Genomic DNA, 18,170 nt, shown 5'->3' on the forward strand with positions numbered 1-18,170 from the left:
AATGGACTATAAAAGAGTAGAAATAACTCCTGAAGCAGAAAAACTACTGCAAGAACTTAAGCAACAGCACGGTGAGGTGATTTTTCACCAAAGCGGTGGCTGTTGCGACGGGTCTTCACCTATGTTACTGCCAAAAGAGGATTTTTATATTGATGATAATGATTTTCTACTGGGGGAAGTTGGCGGTGTAAATTTTTATATGAGCCACGACCAATTTGAATATTGGAAACATACCCATTTAACTGTAGATATTGTAAAAGGTAGAGGTGGCAGTTTTTCGCTTGATATTCCTACCGGTTATCGTTTTCTAATAAAATCAAGAATGCTGAATGATGAAGAAAACAAGAATTTAAACCCTTAAATTGTTGCTTAAGCAATGCCTGAAAACTGTTTATACCCTAAATATTCAGTTTTTCAGGTTTTTTTACTCGATAATCGAGATTTAATGCTCCGAGGCTTGACTCTAAAATTTGATGTCTTAATTTTTCTGAAAAATTTAATTAAACCACTTATAAATTTCAGAAGAAGTATAGCATTCATTGCATTTAGAAAACATCCACAGGCAGTCTATAAAATCGGTAAGCATATGAAAGAGCAAACCGATGAATATTAACTTCAGAAGCTTATTTTTAATAAAAAGAACCCCTAAAACATAGCCGATAATTGCAAAATGAGAATGTAAAGGATGATAGCCAATTCCACAGCGCATGGGGTCAAATAGAGGATTGGCAAAAACATGGTCCAGATCTACGGCCATAGTGGCGAGTAAGATAAGCCAGTTCCTTTTCCAGTTCTTTTTGTCGTAAAACCAGGCAATAGCGGCAATAGCTATAAAATGAAGAAAATAATGGGTGAATGTTTGCAATTGAAGTTTTTAAAAAATTGAAGCTTCTAAAAAAATATCAAACCCTGGACCTCAGTAAAATTATTAATTATTTTCAGGCTCTTCTTCCTCTTCAGCTGAAGACTCTATTTTGCCCTTTAAAAGATCCTTCATCTTATTTTTTAGTACGATGAATCGCCATATACCGATAGTAAGAAACAATACAGAAATGACCAGGGCCAGATAGCCAATATAATGCATCTCTTCGTATTCCTTTAGCTGAATTAATGCCAAACCACCCAAAAGAAAATACATAGCCGCTTGGGTATAGGATAACAACGTACGTTCATTGGCAAGCTTAGTTCTTTCCAGCGCCAGATGTTCGCGAATGATGCTTTCATCTATCTTTCTGTGAGTGAAAAGCTTTCCAAATTTAACCCTTCTCATAAAATTTCATATTTCAGCATAGAAACTGGATAGTTAATTTGCTTTAAAAGTTACCAAATTCGGTTTGTTTAAGCAAGACTTAAATTTAACTATCCAGTTTGTGTTTTTTGGTTTTTTAATTAGTCAACCTATGGCAAGTACAACCGGGAGCGGTAAAGCTCTGGGTGCTTTCGTGCCACGGGAAAGCTGCATTGTATTTGTTGTCTTCCCAATAGAATTCACCGCGTTCTTTCGGGTTATTTCCAATTTCGTTCATCGTTTCAGCATCATATAATCTGCCGTTTACCATCGTGTAAATAACCGATTCAGAATTACGAATATCTTCTAATGGGTTTTCTTCCAAAACAATCAGGTCCGCTAGTTTTCCTTCTTCTAAAGATCCAATTTCGCTACCCATTCCAATATATTCGGCACCGTTAATTGTAGCTGCCTGTAAAGCTTCCATATTGGTCATTCCGCCCATTTGCAGTAACCAAAGTTCCCAGTGAGCGCCAAGTCCCTGTAGCTGTCCGTGTGCACCAAGGTTTACCTTTACGCCAATATCAGAAAGTTCTTTGGCGGTTTCTGAAACCAAAATAGGTCCGTTTTTATATTCTTCTTCAGGAAGTTTGGTACGATGTCTTGATCTGGAATCTACAATTTGTCGCGGTGTGAAATTGAGCAAACGTTCATTTTCCCAAACGTTATCTTTTTGATAGAAGTAATACTCACCGTTTATTCCGCCATAATTTACAATCAGTGTTGGCGTATAGCCAGTATTGCTGTTTCCCCAAAGCGTTTTTACATCTTTATAAACCGGAACCACGGGAATATTATGTTCTATCCCGGTATGCCCGTCTACAATCATATTCATATTATGTAAGAAGGTGCTTCCGCCTTCGGGAACCACATTCATCTCCAGTTCTTTTGCCGCCTGCATTATTTGCTGGCGCTGTTCACGGCGAGGCTGGTTATAACTTTTTACCGAAGTCGCACCAAAGGCTTTCGTTCTCCTTAAAGCCGATTTAGCATCTTCCAGGCTATTAATTACTGCTTTAAAATCGCCTTCAGCACCGTAAAGAATAATTCCTGTTGAATAAATTCGTGGGCCTACCATTTCACCGGCTTTTACCATTTCAGCCATACTAAAAATGCTTTCACTTAAAGCCGAAGGATCGTGCACGGTGGTAACTCCAAATGCCATATTTGCATATAAAGGCCAGTGCTTTTCTGGCGTTAAGCCATATCTAAAAGCGCCAATATGCGCGTGGGCATCAACAATTCCAGGCATTATTGTTTTTCCTTCCAGGTCATAAACTTTCGCATTATTCGGAATATTTACTTCAGAAGTTTCACCTACAGAAACAATTTTATTTTCTTTAATTACAATGCTTCCATTTTCAATAACCTTATCACCATTCATAGTAATAATCCTGGCGTTGGTAAAAGCAATTTGCCCTTCCGGAATATCGGTTTTTAGTTTAAGTCCGATTTTGGTTCCTTCCTCGGTAATATCAGGAATAGAATCAGGAGAACTCTCCAGGAAAGTAAAACGCTCTGAAACTTTATTAGTGAAATATTCGTCACCTAAAGTCCAGTGTACATTTTGGCTGTTGTTCGACCAGTGCAGGTTCATCCCCGCATCTTTAGTGATTTGTGTTACCGGGATAGTTTTGGTGTTATTGTCTAAATCCAATGGTCGCCCCGTCATAGTAAGCGGTGCCAAATAAGCCTGGTGCAAATGACTAAAAACAACCCATTTATTATCTGGGCTTGGCACTAATCTATTGGCGTGTTTTGAATTGATATGCGTACGCTCGTCGTTTCCGCTTAGATCAATACTTTTTAAACTTTTTTCCAGACTGCCCATAAGCGCGCCACCGGTTTGAAAGAAAATTCGGGAATCGTCTTTACTGAATATTGGGAAATCTCCGGAATCATAGATCTTCTTTTTATTTTCTCCGGAAGCACTAATCGTATAAATACCCGGTTCTTTACTAAAAGTTTGTCCCTGGTCACTGTTACCGCGCTCCTTTACAAAAACGATTTGTTCGCCATCGTTGGAAAAAGCAGGGTTTCTATAAATACCTTTTTCTGAAGTGAGTTTTTGCGGATTTCTACCACTCAAACCTACTTTCATTAAAGCGCCCATTTTGGAGTCACTCCAGGTAACGTAAACGATCTCTTTTCCGTCAGGAGAAAAAGCGGGCTCAAATTCAAAATTTTCGCCGTTGGTGATTCGCTGAGGTTTTCCGTTTGGTAAGGATTTTTTCCATAAATAACCTACCGCGTTAAAAACAAGGGTTTTCCCATCTGGCGAAGTTACCGCGTGACGAATCACTTTAGGATTAAATTCTTCCGAAAATACCTGGTGTTCGCTTCTATGGGTTTCTGCAATCTCTATGGTGTTTTCAACTTCAAAAGGAATAATTTCAGAGGAATAATCTTCAATATTTACTTTATTGATCTTTCCTTCACTCCAAAAAACGATTTCTTCTCCCGAAGGCATCCAGCTAAATCCGGGATAAACCCCGAAAATCGCCCAGGCCTCCTGTTGGTCTTTACTCAATTTATCATAAACCGGCCATTCTTCGCCGGTTTCCAGGTCGTGAATAAATAAAACCGATTTTGTTCTCACTCTTTTTATAAAAGCAAGCTTCTTCCCATCAGGTGAAACTTGTGGTCTTGCTGCTCCGCCGGGACCACCTGTAATAGTAGTGTTTTCACCGGTTTCAAAATCGTATCTTTTTATAACATAGATTTGCTTGTTAGGATCTTTATTGTACTGAAACATTCCGCCAGGGTACATATCTTCGCTGTAATAAAGGTAGCGCCCATCTGGAGAAATGCTGGGTTCGTTTACATCCTGTTGGTCGTTTTTACGTTCGGTAAGTTGTAAACCTCCTTCGCCACCAATGTGGTATAGCCACATTTCTCCGGCCCCAAGAGAACGGCCAGAAGTAAAATGTTTCCTGGCTACAATGGCATTTCCGTCTGGAGTCCAAACCGCATTGTTTAGCAATCTAAAATTTTCTTTAGTAAGTTGGCTGGCATTTTCTCCATCGGCATCCATAATCCAAATGTTATCGCCTCCACCGGCATCGCTGGTAAAAGAGATCTTAGAACCATTTGGGCTAAATCGCGGCTGAACTTCATAAGCCATTCCGCTTCTTAAAAGTGTTGCTTTTCCACCACTAACTGGCATTTTATAGATATCACCTAAAAGATCGAAAACTATGGTTTTTCCGTCGGGAGAGACATCAAGATTCATCCAGGTGCCTTCATCAGTTTTAAGCGGAACTTCTTTAATGTTCCAGTCATCAGAATAAGGATCATTTACGTCCCATTTCTTTTCTTCTTCTTTTTCTTGTGAAAATAGGTTTGGAGCAGCCAATAAAATAAATAAGGCCGGGAGGAATTTTTTAAACATAGTGTGATTTTTTAACGAGGCTAAATATACTATGAAAAGCTCAAAAGCTCTAATTGCATTAAGGGATTTAATATTTGGAGATTATTTTATCTAATTCCGTCTTTTAAGTAAGTTTGATTTAAGATTTTCTAAACTTTAATTCTTGAAAAATGAATAAAAATAGACCTGAAGTGTGGTTACGGGGAAAAATTCCTGATGTTCCAGATTTACTACAACCTGCTGCGCACGCTCTCTTGCAATCGGCGGAAGAAGTGGAGAAATATATGATCGGTTTTCCTGAAGAATTGCTTTGGAAAAAGCCTGCAGGAAGAGCTTCGGTTGGATTTCATTTACAGCATTTAACAGGAGTAACCGATAGAATGCTAACCTATGCTAAAGCCAAAAAATTATCTGAATCTCAATTTCGGTATTTAAAAGATGAAGGAAAACCAAATGACGATATTTCTGTAGAATTTCTTGTTCAGAAATTTCAGGAAAAAGTAAATGAAGCAATCGATTTTCTTAAAAATACACCTGAAAATATTTTAACCGAATATAGACCGGTAGGAAGAAAGGAACTGCCTTCAACGATAATCGGATTGCTTTTTCACGCTGCAGAACATAGTCAGCGACACGTGGGGCAACTTTTGGTAACGGTGAGTGTTTTGAAAGATAGTTCAGATTCGTTACAGTCCTAAATAATATATACTTGTTCTTTTTCCATTGATAAAAAAGAACCAAAAAATCTAGGCTTACGAAACTGTATCTAAATTTATCGTTCGTCACCTAAATTTTAGGAACTCGCAAGAGGAATTAAAGTAAATTAAGGAATTCATTTAGCTCAAACAGCCTAAAATTTTACGGTGCCATCACTTCAAATTTCACGATAAATTTTCGGTATGCCGCTATTGATTCGGCATTTTAATTTTCTACAAGGTTTAGCAAGCCTTGTAGGTCTTTGGTTAATTAGAAATTATACCTGCGATGTATAAAAAACTCGCAGAAAAAGCAATTCAATGATGATTAAAAAGGCAAATTACTTAAATCTACATTCCCACCGGAGATAATAATTCCAACTTTTTTATTTCGAAATTTCTCTTTTTCGCGTAAAATCGCAGCAAAAGCCACCGCACTGGAAGGTTCTACTACAATTTTCATACGTTCCCAGATGAGTTTCATAGCATTGATAATTTCCTCCTCTTCAACTCGTATAATTTCAGAAACAAACTTTTGAATTATAGGGAAATTCTTATCTCCAAGCTGGGTTTTTAATCCATCGGCAATTGTATTGGTGCTGGAATTGGTTTCGATTTTTCCAGTTTTCAGAGATCGATAAGCATCGTCAACTTCAAAAGGTTCGGCACCAATGGTTTTGCATTTTTTAGTATAAAAATCTACTGCCAGCGCGGTTCCGGCTATAAGTCCACCGCCACCAACGGGTGTAATAATTATATCCAGATCAGGGAAATCTTCAAGGAGTTCTTTTGCCCCGGTTCCCTGGCCATAAATTACATTCAGGTCATTTGAAGGATGGAGAAAAGTAGCACCGGTTTCTTTTTGAATCTTTTCGGCCGCGGTTTCGCGAGCTTTTATGTTGGGTTCACACTCGGTAATCTGGCCGCCGTAAGTTTTTACCGCATCTTTTTTAACCTGTGGAGCCGAAGAAGGCATCACGATATAAGCCGGGATTCCCAAATTTTTAGCCGATAACGAAACTGCCTGCGCAAAGTTACCAGACGAATGTGTTACCACGCCTTTCGCTCGTTCCTTTTTGCTTAAAGCCAGGATTGCAGCGGTTGCACCTCGCATTTTAAAAGCACCCATTTTCTGAAAATTCTCACACTTAAAGTAAATTTCAGTTTTGGCTAATTTGTTTAATAAATCTGAAGTTAATACCGGGGTGCGGTGTGTGTATGGTGAAATTTCTAAATGTAGTTTGGTAAAATCTTCTTTACTGATCATTGTGACTTATTTCAATCAATAAAATTAAAAGAAATTAATTCAGTAAAAAAGTATAATCCAGCTGAGTAATCTATCCTGAAGTGATTTAATAAAAAATTTAGTGCTTAATTTCAGAAGCAAGATTTTGAATTATAGAGAAAATTATTTTTCTTCTTCAATAGGAATGGACAGCACAGGGATTTCGGCATTTTTAAACAATTCTACCGAAACACTTTCGGCAAAAAGATTATAGAAGAAACTGTGTTTGTGGGTACCTACAATTAGAATATCGGCTTTAAGCTTTTTGGCTTCCTGCAATACGGTTTCCACAGTAGAGCCCTGAATTAAAAGCGCATCAGATTCTATATTTTTATCAATAAACATATCGCGAATTTGCTGTAATTCTTTGTGCTCGTCTCTTAATTCATCGGCTCGCATATCTCTAATATATTGCGGGCCGGCATCAAAACCGGCAAAATCGGGATCTGGGGCGGCTACGTGAACCACCCAGATCTTAGCCCCGAATTTTTCTGCTATACTTTCAGCGTATGCCATAAGTTCTCCAACGGCATCATTAAAATCTACTGCAACCAAAATGTTTTTGAAAGTTTTCATACGCTGATATTTTAATTAATAACCTCTATCTCGTTCTACCACGTTCTTAAGTTCTTCTTCATCCTGCAATCTTTCATAATTCTCAATAATTTGCGGCACTACAGAGTTTGGATGAGTAACGCTGGCAATATGCGGTGTTATCCTTATTTTTGGATGTTTCCAAAATGGATGCTCGTCTCTTATTGGCTCTTCCCAAAATACATCTAATGCCGCACCAGAAAGATGGCCATCGTCTACTTTTGCCAGTAAATCCTGCTCCACTAAATGTTCACCACGGGCAACATTAATTACGTATGCGCCTTTGGGTAATTTTTCGAATAATTCTTTATTGAGTATTTTTTCGGTATCGGGAGTTAAAGGAAGCATATTTACCAGGATATCAGACTGCTCCAAAAACTCATCAAATTCATCTTCTCCGGCAAAGCTTTCTACGTTTTCAAATTCTTTTTTATGCCTGGAAAATCCTATTACCTGGAAGCCATTTTTTAATAAATTATTGGCCACGCTTTGTCCAAGGTTACCTATCCCCAAGATCCCAACTTTTACATCGTTATTGCGAGTATAAGAAACAGGTTCCCATTTTTCGTTTATTTGGCTTTCCCTGTAATGGAGTAAATTTCTTTGGTGCGCAAGAATAAGGGTAAGTACAAAGGTTCCCATATCTTGTTCCAGCCGATCGTCTACCACTTTAGTGATTTTTATATTTTCGGGAAGTTCCTGATCGCTGGTAATATGATCTACCCCGGCGCCCATAGAAGCAACGACTTTTAAATTGGGATAATTTTGAAAGATTCCACGGGGATGATTCCAGGTTAAGGCAAATTCTACCTCTTCTTTATCGTGATCTTCTGGATACACGTAAATATTTAAACCCGGATGTTGATTTTTTAAAGCTTCAACCCAAGCTTTCGGGTCTTTACCCGGACTAACAATTAATAATGACATTCTATTCTTTATTTTTGAATGGTTAATATTTAACTTACAAAAGCACTGTATCCCGTAATGGCACGGCCTACAATTAGCGAATTAATTTCTTTTGTTCCTTCGTAACTATAAATGGCTTCGGCATCGGCTACAAAACGGGCAACATCGTGTTCTAGTAGAATACCATTGCCGCCCATAACTTCGCGGGCACGGCTTACCACATCCCTGGTACGCATACTACAAAAAACCTTCGCCAAAGATGCGTGTTCATCTGTTAGTAAGTCGGCATCCTGCATTTCAGAAAGCCTAAAAACCAGTGTTTGCATTGCGGTAAGATTGGAAACCATTTCTACTAAATGATTTTGAATTAACTGGTAAGAAGCAATTGGTCTCCCAAACTGTTCTCTTTTCCTGGTGTATTTTAAAGCGCTTTCATACGCGCCCCGGGCGCAACCAACCGCCTGCCAGGCTACTCCAGCACGAGTCATTCTAAGTACTTTTGCAGTATCTTTAAAGGAATCTGCTTTTTGTAACCTGTCACTTTCGGGTATTACACAATCGGTTAAAGTTATAATGGCATTCTGCACAATTCGCAAGGCCATTTTATCTTCCATTTTTTCTGCTTTATAACCAGGATTTCCTTTTCTTACCAGGAATCCTTTAACCTGGTTGCTGTCTACATCCCGCGCCCAAATAATAATTACATCAGCAAAAGTGGCGTTCCCAATCCATTTTTTCTGTCCGTTTAAAATCCAGTTTTCACCGTCAAACTTGCATGTAGTTTCAAGTCCGCCGGCCACACCAGAGCCAACATTGGGTTCTGTTAATCCAAAGGCACCAATAGCATCTAATTTTTGCATCTTCGGAAGCCATTCCTGCTTTTGTTCTTCACTTCCGCATAGGTAGATAGATCCCATTGCCAGGCCGCTATGTACGCCGAAAAAAGTTGAAATAGAAACATCTACACGTGCAATTTCCTGTGCTATAATACCTTCCATTAAAAAAGGAAGATTTGGGCAGCCATAACCTTCGTAAGGCACACCGGTAATATTTAGTTTCTTGAATTTCTCAATAATTTCGTGAGGAAATTTAGCACGATTCCAATGGTCGTTTACCAACGGCCTAACTTCATCTTCCATAAAATTTCGCACCTCCATTTGGAGCTTGCGCTGCTCCTCGGTAAGTTTAAGGTCTAAATTGTAAAAATCGCCGGTAATGGGAGGAAGGTCACTCTGGCCTTTTTTCTGCTTGGTTTTTAACATTTTCATCAAACCCTTGAGTTGACGCTCATCTAACTGGCCTAAACTTTTCATCGCTTCTGAAAGGTCTATCTGCTTATTAATTTTCGCTAATTGATCCATATCAACCGACTTTAATAGGTTGATGGTGTTTCTTACTTTTCTAAAAACGGACATAAGGTGTTTGATTGGTGGAATTCTAAAATTAGGAATTAAAACTGCGTCCGGTTGTTAAAGCTTTCCGAAGAAAACGTCAAAAAAAAATACCGCTGAATGCAGCGGTATTTAAGTAATAATTATGGCTTAGAATTTAGAGACTAAAGGCTTCCTTCACCTTGTCTACATAATCCAGTTTTTCCCAGGTAAAAAGTTCTACTTCCTTTTTTACTTCCCCAGAATATGGACTTTTAAAGATTTTAGTGACCGTTCTTGGTTCTTTCCCCATATGCCCGTAAGCAGCAGTTTCACGATAGATAGGACTCCTAAGTTTTAGACGATTTTCTATGGCCCAGGGGCGCATATCAAATATCTGGGCTACTTTTTTTGCAATTTCCCCATCCTTCATATCCACTTTGGAAGTACCATAAGTTTCTACTGAAATTGAAGTAGGTTCTACCACCCCAATCGCATAAGAAACCTGTACTAAAACTTCGTCTGCAAGCCCGGCGGCAACCAGGTTTTTGGCAACGTGACGCGATGCATAAGCAGCCGATCGGTCGACTTTACTTGGGTCTTTTCCCGAGAATGCACCACCACCGTGCGCGCCTTTTCCGCCGTAGGTGTCTACAATAATTTTTCTTCCGGTAAGTCCCGCGTCCCCGTGAGGCCCCCCAATAACAAACTTTCCGGTAGGATTTATATGATAAGTAATATCATCATTAAAAAGTTTCTGAACATAATCTGGTAATTGTTGTTTTACCCGCGGAATAAGAATTTCAAGAATATCTTTCTTGATCTTTTTCAACATAGCATCATCATCTTCATCAAAATCGTCGTGCTGGGTAGAAACCACAATAGCCACAATTTTTTGCGGCACATTATCGTCACTATATTCTATAGTAACCTGGCTTTTAGAATCGGGACGTAAGTAGGGGATATCTTTGCCTTCGCGTCTTAATTTTGCCAGCTCAATAAGTATTTTGTGAGAAATATCTAAAGCCAGCGGCATATAGTTTTCGGTTTCGTTGGTGGCGTAACCAAACATCATTCCCTGGTCTCCGGCGCCCTGTTCCTCCTTATTTTCACGATCTACACCCTGGTAAATTTCCTGGGATTGTTCGTGGATTAAAGAGATTACGCCACAAGAATCACCACTAAATTTGTATGCTCCTTTAGTATAACCAATATCATTAATTACTTCCCGGGCAATGTTTTGAACGTCTAAATAAGTGTCGCTTCTTACTTCACCGGCAAGCACCACCTGGCCGGTAGTTACTAAAGTTTCGCAGGCGACTTTAGAATTTTCATCAAAAGCAAGGAAATTATCGAGTAAGGTATCGCTAATCTGATCGGCGATTTTATCGGGGTGTCCTTCAGAAACACTTTCTGAAGTAAATAAATAAGCCATATTTTTAATTTATTTTAAAAAATACGGGTTGAATTTGACGAAAAGCTAAGGGAGTAGTGATACTGCTTTAGCATTTTTCTTATACTTTAAAAAGCATAAAAGGGTTGCAATCAGTCAAATCCTTCCCTTTAATAATTCGGTTACAAATGTATAAAAATAACCCAAACTCATACTTTCTTTAACTTTCTTTTTTATAGGGTTGAAGACTTTAAAATTTCGACTTCAATTTATAGCGTATAAAATTATAGTTTTATACTTCTGAAATATAGCTAATTAGGTTTGTGTTTTAGATAAAAATAGATAATAAATAATTTTACAGCCATTAAATTATTGATTAATCAGTTTAAAGGAATAAAAATTTATTTTTCGTAAAAGTGAAGTTTGGATTTGGTTATTAAAAATTTCTGCCCTTATCTTTGTAACCAACAAAACAACGAAATGTACCAGATAATTTGCAATATGATGCGTATGATGATGTGGAAAACTTCCGCAGCGCGCTCAATTGCTTAATTCTGAAAAGAGATAAATTGCAAAAAGCCGCTGCCAATCGCAGCGGCTTTTTTTTTATTTAAAACTTAGTCATTTCCGCGGAGGCGGAAATCCAGATTAAGAAAATAGGTTAGTAAAAATTAGATTCCCATCGGTATGGGAATTACAAAAACAAATATGATGATTAAGGCAATAAATAAAATGATGATGCGCACTATGATGATGTGTATGTGTATGCAACACATGAATTGCTATTGCCAAAACCGAATGTAACTTAGTTTGTTTAGAGTTCAATTAAAAGGTCCCCTTGGTAATAGCTACTTAAGGGGACTTTTTTATTTAAAACACCGTCATTTCCGTGAAGGCGGAAATCCATAACAAAAACATAATCAAGCTTTCAAAATAGAAGCAAAACTTTAAAAAATTAGAAATTATGAGTACTCAAAAATTTTCAACAAACGCATTACACGCAGGTCACGATACAAAAAAAAACGGAGGAACAAGGGCAGTACCAATTTACCAAACAACTTCTTATGTTTTTAATAATTCAGATCACGCTGCCAATCTCTTTTCCCTGGCAGAACCCGGTTATATCTACACCCGATTAAATAATCCTACTAACGATATTTTAGAACAACGTCTTGCAGCACTGGAAGGCGGGATAGCAGCTGTAGTTACAGCTTCAGGCACAGCTGCAATTAATACCACGCTTTTAACGCTTTTAAAATCTGGAGATCATATTGTAGCATCCAGTAGTTTATATGGAGGAACTTATAATCTACTAAGTGTAACTTTACCAAGATTTGGAATTACAACCACCTTTGTAGACCCTGAATATCCAGAAAATTTTAAAAAGGCTGCAAAAGAAAACACGCGTGCCATTTTTGTAGAATCGCTTGGAAACCCGAAGCTTGATGTTCTGGACCTTAAAGCAATTTCTGCTGAAGCCAACGCGCTCAAGGTTCCATTTATAGTGGATAATACCGTGGCTACACCTTCTTTGCTAAAACCTATAGAGCACGGCGCCGATATTGTAATTGAATCGCTTACCAAATATATTAGCGGTAACGGAACTTCACTTGGAGGTGCCATTATAGACGCCGGTAATTTTAACTGGGCAAATGGGAAATTCCCCGAATTCACTGAACCTTCACCGGGTTATCACGGGCTAGTTTACCACGAAGCCTTAAAAGAAGCCGCATTTATTGCAAAAGTGAGAATTGAAGGGCTTCGAGATCACGGCGCGGCTTTAAGTCCGTACAATGCTTTTCAGATTTTACAGGGTTTAGAAACTCTTGAAATAAGGATAAAGCAGCATAGTCAGAATGCTTTGGAACTGGCCACCTGGCTGGAACAGCAAAAAGAAGTAAAATGGGTAAACTACCCTGGGCTGGAGAGCAGTAAATACAATAAACTCGCTAAAGAGTATCTTTCTAAAGGGCAAAGCGGCGTAGTGACTTTTGGAGTTGAAGGAGGTTTTGAATCGGCTAAAGTTGTAGCCGATGAAACCAAACTTTTCTCCCTCGTTGCCAATATTGGAGATACGAAATCACTAATTATTCATCCGGCAAGTACTACACACCAGCAACTGGACGAAAAACAACAGGCTACTGCTGGAGTTACACAAGACCTTATTCGTATATCGGTTGGGCTGGAAGATGTTGAAGATTTAAAAACAGATTTAAAAGAAGCTTTTGCTAAAATTGAGAAAAAAGCTCTGGTATAATTTATTGTTGGTGGAAAGGCAAAGGAAAAAGCAGCCAGGTTAAGTCTTTTTCCTTTTGCTCTTTCTAAATCAAAAAACGAAAAAAATGCTTCAGGAACTCTGTTTAAAAGATTTTGAAAATTCCGCGGGAACGGTTCAGGATATTTATTTGAGCTTTCAGCAGTTTGGGAAAAACCCAGAAACGGCGCCGGTGGTTTTAATAAATCATGCGCTTACGGGTAACTCTCAAATTACGGGAAAGCTTGGCTGGTGGACCAAAATTGTGGGGCCTCAAAAATGTATTGATACCGAAAAATTCAGCATTCTGGCTTTTAATATTCCGGGTAATGGTTTCAACGGAAAAAAAGAACATTTAATTGAAAATTATAAAGAATTTACGCTTAGAGATATTGCAAGAATCCAGGTTTTAGCACTTCAGCAATTAAAAATTGAGAAACTTTTTGCCATAATTGGAGGCTCAATAGGCGGCGCACTCGCCTGGGAACTAGCCGCTTTAAAACCTGATCTAGCTGAAAATATTATTCCTATTGCCACAGATTATAAAGCCACAGATTGGGTTTTGGCAAACTGTAAAGTGCAGGAGCAAATTCTTAATAACTCTAAAGAGCCGGTGAAAGATGCAAGAATGCATGCAATGACCTTTTATCGTACTCCGCAATCTTTAAGTAAGAAATTTAACAGAACAAAAGAAGAAATAAAACCTTGCTATAAAGTAGAAGGCTGGTTGCAATATCATGGTGTTAAACTGGAAGAACGTTTTCAACTCGCTTCCTATAAATTTATGAACCACTTGCTAACTACTATAGACATTAGCAAAGGCAGCGGTAATTACCTGGAAGTCGCAAAGAAAATTGAGGGAAATATTCATATTGTAACAGTGAATTCTGACTGGTTTTTCCTGGCCGATGAGAATTGGGAAACTTATGTAAACCTTTCCCTGATTAAAAATAATGTAAGTATTCACGAAATAAGATCAATTCACGGGCACGATGCTTTTTTAATAGAAGCCTCGCAACTGTCCAGATTTTTAAAACCCGTATTTAAAACCAACAATATAAAAAATGAAAAAAGTGAACATCATCTTGTTTGGAATAGGTAATGTAGGAAGTACCTTAATTCAGCAATTACTCGACGCAAAAAAACAATGGGAAAAGCATTCGGGGGTTTCTGTAAATATTCCTGTGATTGCCAATTCAAAAAAAGCGCTTTTTAATGCTGAAGGTATTTCAGAAAACTGGAAAAAAGATTTTAAAAAATCTTCCGAAAAGTACAAACTGGAAGATATCCTGGATTTCACCAAAGAAAATGACCTGGAACATCTTATAGCAATAGATGCCACGGCCAGCAAGGAATTTGTTGAAATTTATATTCGGTTAATACAAAATGGCTTTAACCTGGTAGCCGCCAATAAAGTTGCGAACACACTTTCTGCCGATTTCTACAACAAATTACGAAAAGAATTAGATTACCACGGCAAGTATTTTTATTATGAAACCAATGTGGGCGCAGGATTGCCAATTGTACAAACCGTACAGGGCTTGCACCAGGCGGGAGAAAAGGTTACCAAAATTCGAGGGGTCTTTTCCGGTTCGCTGAGCTTCATTTTTAATACTTATTCTGAAAATAAAGAGAAGTTTTCAGATGTATTGCGAAAAGCCGGAAGATTGGGATATACCGAGCCTGATGCCCGCGAAGATCTTTCAGGAAATGATGTGGGAAGAAAATTATTGATTCTGGCTCGTGAGCTTCAGTTAGAAAAAGAATTTCAGGAGATTAAAATTCAATCTTTAATTCCCGAAAAATTAAACGGACAAACTTCCGCAGAAGAATTTCAGCGAAGAATAGGGGAGCTGGATGAAATATTTTTTCAGCATAAAAAGGAACAAAACAAAGATCATGTGCTACGATACATTGGGGAAATTGAAGTAGAGAGCGCCAACCTGGAGGCAAAACTTATTTCTGAACCAAAAAGTACCGCTCTGGGTCAAATTAAAGGCGCCGATAATATTTTTGAAATTTATACCGAGTCTTATGGCGACCAGCCACTGGTAATCCAGGGAGCCGGCGCAGGAGCAGCGGTAACCGCTCGCGGTGTAGTTAGCGATGTGCTTAGATTATCGCAAAGACTTAATTAAAAATCCAACAAAACCAACAATTATGCATTTTGAAACCGAAGCCATTAGAACACAAAACGAACGTACACAGTTCCAGGAGCATTCCACGCCCCTGTACCTAACGTCCAGTTATGTTTTTGATGATGCCGAAGATATGAGAGCTTCATTTTCTGAAGAAAAGGAACGCAATATTTACAGCCGATTTACCAATCCCAATACTTCAGAATTTACTGAGAAAATAGCGAAGATGGAAGGGGCAGAGGCAGGTTTTGCTTTTGCCACGGGAATGAGTGCTGTTTTTTCAAGTTTGGCGGCTCTTTTAAATAGTGGAGATCATATCATTTCGGCTAGATCGGTTTTTGGTTCTACGCATAGTTTGTTTACCAAGTTTTTTCCAAAATGGAATATTTCGCATTCCTATTTTAATGTGAATGAAGTTGATAAAATTGAAAGTTTAATAAAGCCCGAAACCAAAATTATTTTTGCCGAAACACCTACTAATCCAGGTGTAGATGTATTGGATTTAGAAGTTTTGGGTGAAATAGCCAAAAAGCACAATCTTATATTAATTATAGATAATTGTTTTGCCACGCCCTGGCTTCAGAATCCTATAAAATTCGGGGCGCATTTGGTAATACATTCGGCTACAAAATTAATAGACGGTCAGGGCCGCGTTTTGGGTGGTGTAACAGTAGGAAATGCCGATTTAATAAGGGAAATATACCTGTTCTCAAGAAATACGGGACCGGCTTTGTCGCCTTTTAACGCCTGGGTACTTTCTAAAAGTTTGGAAACTTTAGCGGTACGTTTAGATAAACATTGTGAAAACGCAGAAAAAGTTGCTCTATTCCTGGAAACCGAAGCCAATGCTGAAAATGTGAAATACCCTTTTTTAAAGTCGCATCCGCAATATGAAATTGCTAAAAAACAGATGAAAAAAGGTGGGAATATTGTTTCATTTGAGATTAAAGGAGGGATTGAAGCGGGTAGAAAGTTTATAGATGCTATAAAACTTTGTTCAAGATCGGCAAATCTTGGCGATACACGCAGTATTGTTACGCATCCAGCATCTACAACACATAGTAAATTAAGTGAAGAAGACAGGTTAGAAGCCGGGATAAAGCCAGGATTGGTAAGAGTTTCAGTAGGATTGGAACATGCAGATGATGTAATAGCAGATTTAAAACAGGCTCTAAATTCAATTTAGTTATGGTAATTTCAGCAGACATAGGGCTTTTTGATTTTTCCGTAGAGAATTCAATAATAAATGCGAAAAAGTCAATATTTAAGTATATTCGCAGTATGCTTTCTAAAAAGACTAAATACGGTATTAAAGCCCTGGCGTTTATCGCAAAAAAAGGGGATAGAAAACCGGTGCAAACTTCTGAAATCTCAAAAAGTGAAAATATCTCGCAAAAATTCCTTGAAAGCATACTTCTGGAATTGCGTAAATCGGGATTTTTGGGGTCTAAAAAAGGTAAAGGCGGTGGCTATTATTTAATCAAGGAACCGGAAGATATCCGAATGACTTCGGTAATTAGAGTACTGGAAGGTCCTATAGCGATGGTGCCCTGTGTGAGCCTAAATTATTACGAAAAGTGCGACGATTGCCCCAGTGAAGAAGCCTGTTCTGTTCATAGTTTAATGATTCAGGTTAGGGATAGCACATTAAAAGTGCTGGGCGATAACACTTTAGCTGATATTTCTGCGAAAAAATAAGAATTCAAAAATTAAATGTTAAATACTGAAATTTAGGCCTTTAATAGTTGGTCTGATAAAAAAACAAAGTTACTTTTGTTTTATAACCTACTAATCCGATAGGTTAATAGAATTTAAACGAAGAGAGTATGATACTGGATCAGGCAAAATCTAAAACCACTTATAAAAAAGACAGGACTTCAGAAAAACCCTTACGCAGTATTTTAAAAACAGTGAGTTGGAGAATTGTAGGAACCGTAGATACCATAGTTATTTCGTGGGTTCTAACAGGAGAAATTGAAACTGCACTGGCCATTGGGTCGGTAGAATTGGTCACTAAAATGATCCTGTATTTTGGCCACGAGCGGCTTTGGAATATGATAAGTTTTGGAAAAGAATAGGAATATTTTTTAGAAAAGAATATAGAGTATAGTTAGGCTCGGGCAGGGCCAAAAAATTTATAAAAGATGAAACGGTACAGCGAAAAAGAATTAAAAATCCTCAACCAGCAGTTTAAGGGAATTACGCCGGCTGAGATTGTACAGTGGGTAGTATCCAACTCGGCCAGGCCGGTGATTACCACTAATTTTAGACCTTATGAAGCTGCAATTTTACACGCAGTTTCAGAGATAGATCCGGTAATAAAAGTAATTTGGTGCGATACCGGTTACAATACTCCTCAAACTTATAAGCACGCAAAGCAGGTGATAGACCAGTTGTCACTTAATGTTAAGCTTTACACCCCAAAGCAAACCGCTGCTTATCGTGATGCACTGTTTGGAGGAATCCCCGATATTAATAATCCGCAACACGAAGAATTTACCAAACAGGTAAAACTGGAACCTTTTTTACGCGCTATGCGCCAGCAAAATCCGGATGTTTGGTTTACAAATCTTAGAAAGGGCCAAACCAGTTTTAGAGATAGTATAGATATTTTAAGCTATAGCAAAGACGGAATTTTAAAAGTGAGTCCGTTTTACCACTGGAGTGACGAAAAACTGGATGCCTATTTAGAAAAACATGAACTGCCAAACGAATTTAAATATTTTGATCCCACCAAAGTTTTAGAAAACCGTGAATGTGGCCTCCACGCTTAATGAATCCCAATGAAAAAAGAGCAGAGTTATACCGAGATGTACCGTTCAAAAATGTGTATTCGCTGCACTTAAAGGAAACTTTTTATAAAAAAATATAGGAAGT

At 38.2% G+C, this 18,170-nt stretch carries 17 protein-coding genes; 9 read left to right on the plus strand and 8 right to left on the minus strand.

Annotated elements, in window-relative coordinates; genetic code table 11:
* Nucleotide 1 precedes the first annotated feature (1 nt).
* Complete coding sequence (locus BM084_RS03565; protein WP_093302822.1) at nucleotides 2-361, plus strand: DUF779 domain-containing protein; 360 nt, start codon at nucleotides 2-4, stop codon at nucleotides 359-361.
* Between the two features lie 135 nt (nucleotides 362-496).
* On the opposite strand, the gene BM084_RS03570 is transcribed toward BM084_RS03565, so the two are convergent.
* The 3 genes from BM084_RS03570 to BM084_RS03580 form a co-directional block, all read right to left on the minus strand.
* Nucleotides 497-865: a DUF6122 family protein gene (locus BM084_RS03570; RefSeq protein ID WP_075324817.1), complete on the minus strand. Its 369-nt coding sequence runs from the start codon at nucleotides 863-865 to the stop codon at nucleotides 497-499.
* Nucleotides 866-928: 63 nt separating this feature from the next.
* Nucleotides 929-1,270: a DUF202 domain-containing protein gene (locus BM084_RS03575; protein WP_075324816.1), complete on the minus strand. Its 342-nt coding sequence runs from the start codon at nucleotides 1,268-1,270 to the stop codon at nucleotides 929-931.
* 115 nt (nucleotides 1,271-1,385) lie between these two features.
* Nucleotides 1,386-4,679, minus strand: coding sequence for an amidohydrolase family protein (locus BM084_RS03580; RefSeq protein WP_093302824.1), 3,294 nt, complete (start codon nucleotides 4,677-4,679; stop codon nucleotides 1,386-1,388).
* 149 nt (nucleotides 4,680-4,828) lie between these two features.
* On the opposite strand from BM084_RS03580, the gene BM084_RS03585 reads away from it, so the two are divergent.
* Nucleotides 4,829-5,356, plus strand: a complete 528-nt coding sequence (locus BM084_RS03585) for a DinB family protein (protein ID WP_093302827.1) — start codon at nucleotides 4,829-4,831, stop codon at nucleotides 5,354-5,356.
* A gap of 325 nt (nucleotides 5,357-5,681) precedes the next feature.
* On the opposite strand, the gene BM084_RS03590 is transcribed toward BM084_RS03585, so the two are convergent.
* The 5 genes from BM084_RS03590 to metK all read right to left on the minus strand — a co-directional run bounded on the left by BM084_RS03590 (nucleotide 5,682) and on the right by metK (nucleotide 10,943).
* A complete protein-coding gene (locus BM084_RS03590) occupies nucleotides 5,682-6,620 on the minus strand; it encodes a pyridoxal-phosphate dependent enzyme (RefSeq protein WP_093302829.1) in 939 nt (312 codons plus the stop codon).
* A 141-nt stretch (nucleotides 6,621-6,761) separates the two neighbouring features.
* Nucleotides 6,762-7,214 (minus strand): universal stress protein, encoded by a 453-nt coding sequence (locus BM084_RS03595; protein ID WP_075324812.1) that lies wholly within the window; start codon nucleotides 7,212-7,214, stop codon nucleotides 6,762-6,764.
* Between the two features lie 15 nt (nucleotides 7,215-7,229).
* Nucleotides 7,230-8,159 (minus strand): 2-hydroxyacid dehydrogenase, encoded by a 930-nt coding sequence (locus BM084_RS03600; protein ID WP_075324811.1) that lies wholly within the window; start codon nucleotides 8,157-8,159, stop codon nucleotides 7,230-7,232.
* Nucleotides 8,160-8,188: 29 nt separating this feature from the next.
* Entirely contained in the window at nucleotides 8,189-9,553 is a 1,365-nt protein-coding gene (locus tag BM084_RS03605) for an acyl-CoA dehydrogenase family protein (protein WP_075324810.1), read from the minus strand.
* 133 nt (nucleotides 9,554-9,686) lie between these two features.
* The gene (metK, locus tag BM084_RS03610) at nucleotides 9,687-10,943 is read right to left on the minus strand and encodes a methionine adenosyltransferase (RefSeq protein ID WP_075324809.1); all 1,257 of its coding nucleotides are present in this window, start codon (nucleotides 10,941-10,943) and stop codon (nucleotides 9,687-9,689) included.
* 922 nt (nucleotides 10,944-11,865) lie between these two features.
* On the opposite strand from metK, the gene BM084_RS03615 reads away from it, so the two are divergent.
* The 7 genes from BM084_RS03615 to BM084_RS03645 all read left to right on the plus strand — a co-directional run bounded on the left by BM084_RS03615 (nucleotide 11,866) and on the right by BM084_RS03645 (nucleotide 18,067).
* Entirely contained in the window at nucleotides 11,866-13,158 is a 1,293-nt protein-coding gene (locus tag BM084_RS03615) for an O-acetylhomoserine aminocarboxypropyltransferase/cysteine synthase family protein (RefSeq protein WP_075324808.1), read from the plus strand.
* A gap of 85 nt (nucleotides 13,159-13,243) precedes the next feature.
* A complete protein-coding gene (locus BM084_RS03620; RefSeq protein ID WP_075324807.1) occupies nucleotides 13,244-14,257 on the plus strand; it encodes an alpha/beta fold hydrolase in 1,014 nt (337 codons plus the stop codon).
* Nucleotides 14,220-15,293, plus strand: coding sequence for a homoserine dehydrogenase family protein (locus BM084_RS03625; RefSeq protein ID WP_075324806.1), 1,074 nt, complete (start codon nucleotides 14,220-14,222; stop codon nucleotides 15,291-15,293). The genes BM084_RS03620 and BM084_RS03625 overlap by 38 nt, the downstream gene beginning before the upstream one ends.
* A gap of 22 nt (nucleotides 15,294-15,315) precedes the next feature.
* A complete protein-coding gene (locus BM084_RS03630) occupies nucleotides 15,316-16,479 on the plus strand; it encodes a trans-sulfuration enzyme family protein (protein ID WP_075327843.1) in 1,164 nt (387 codons plus the stop codon).
* Nucleotides 16,480-16,574: 95 nt separating this feature from the next.
* Nucleotides 16,575-16,991, plus strand: a complete 417-nt coding sequence (locus BM084_RS03635; RefSeq protein ID WP_075327842.1) for an RrF2 family transcriptional regulator — start codon at nucleotides 16,575-16,577, stop codon at nucleotides 16,989-16,991.
* A gap of 128 nt (nucleotides 16,992-17,119) precedes the next feature.
* A complete protein-coding gene (locus BM084_RS03640; RefSeq protein ID WP_075324805.1) occupies nucleotides 17,120-17,371 on the plus strand; it encodes a DUF2061 domain-containing protein in 252 nt (83 codons plus the stop codon).
* Nucleotides 17,372-17,437: 66 nt separating this feature from the next.
* On the plus strand, nucleotides 17,438-18,067 hold the full coding sequence (locus BM084_RS03645; protein WP_075324804.1) for a phosphoadenosine phosphosulfate reductase domain-containing protein: 630 nt from the start codon (nucleotides 17,438-17,440) through the stop codon (nucleotides 18,065-18,067).
* Nucleotides 18,068-18,170: the final 103 nt, after the last annotated feature.

The organism is Salegentibacter agarivorans, from assembly GCF_900113135.1.
GTDB lineage: Bacteria > Bacteroidota > Bacteroidia > Flavobacteriales > Flavobacteriaceae > Salegentibacter > Salegentibacter agarivorans.

Bases quoted from the DNA above. Each gene is read 5' to 3' on its own strand.
- BM084_RS03565 (WP_093302822.1), top strand. From the start codon at position 2: ATGGACTATAAAAGAGTAGAAATAACTCCTGAAGCAGAAAAACTACTG.
- BM084_RS03575 (WP_075324816.1), bottom strand. From the start codon at position 1,270: ATGAGAAGGGTTAAATTTGGAAAGCTTTTCACTCACAGAAAGATAGAT.
- BM084_RS03580 (WP_093302824.1), bottom strand. From the start codon at position 4,679: ATGTTTAAAAAATTCCTCCCGGCCTTATTTATTTTATTGGCTGCTCCA.
- BM084_RS03585 (WP_093302827.1), top strand. From the start codon at position 4,829: ATGAATAAAAATAGACCTGAAGTGTGGTTACGGGGAAAAATTCCTGAT.
- BM084_RS03590 (WP_093302829.1), bottom strand. From the start codon at position 6,620: ATGATCAGTAAAGAAGATTTTACCAAACTACATTTAGAAATTTCACCA.
- BM084_RS03595 (WP_075324812.1), bottom strand. From the start codon at position 7,214: ATGAAAACTTTCAAAAACATTTTGGTTGCAGTAGATTTTAATGATGCC.
- BM084_RS03600 (WP_075324811.1), bottom strand. From the start codon at position 8,159: ATGTCATTATTAATTGTTAGTCCGGGTAAAGACCCGAAAGCTTGGGTT.
- BM084_RS03605 (WP_075324810.1), bottom strand. From the start codon at position 9,553: ATGTCCGTTTTTAGAAAAGTAAGAAACACCATCAACCTATTAAAGTCG.
- metK (WP_075324809.1), bottom strand. From the start codon at position 10,943: ATGGCTTATTTATTTACTTCAGAAAGTGTTTCTGAAGGACACCCCGAT.
- BM084_RS03615 (WP_075324808.1), top strand. From the start codon at position 11,866: ATGAGTACTCAAAAATTTTCAACAAACGCATTACACGCAGGTCACGAT.
- BM084_RS03620 (WP_075324807.1), top strand. From the start codon at position 13,244: ATGCTTCAGGAACTCTGTTTAAAAGATTTTGAAAATTCCGCGGGAACG.
- BM084_RS03625 (WP_075324806.1), top strand. From the start codon at position 14,220: ATGAAAAAAGTGAACATCATCTTGTTTGGAATAGGTAATGTAGGAAGT.
- BM084_RS03630 (WP_075327843.1), top strand. From the start codon at position 15,316: ATGCATTTTGAAACCGAAGCCATTAGAACACAAAACGAACGTACACAG.
- BM084_RS03635 (WP_075327842.1), top strand. From the start codon at position 16,575: ATGCTTTCTAAAAAGACTAAATACGGTATTAAAGCCCTGGCGTTTATC.
- BM084_RS03640 (WP_075324805.1), top strand. From the start codon at position 17,120: ATGATACTGGATCAGGCAAAATCTAAAACCACTTATAAAAAAGACAGG.
- BM084_RS03645 (WP_075324804.1), top strand. From the start codon at position 17,438: ATGAAACGGTACAGCGAAAAAGAATTAAAAATCCTCAACCAGCAGTTT.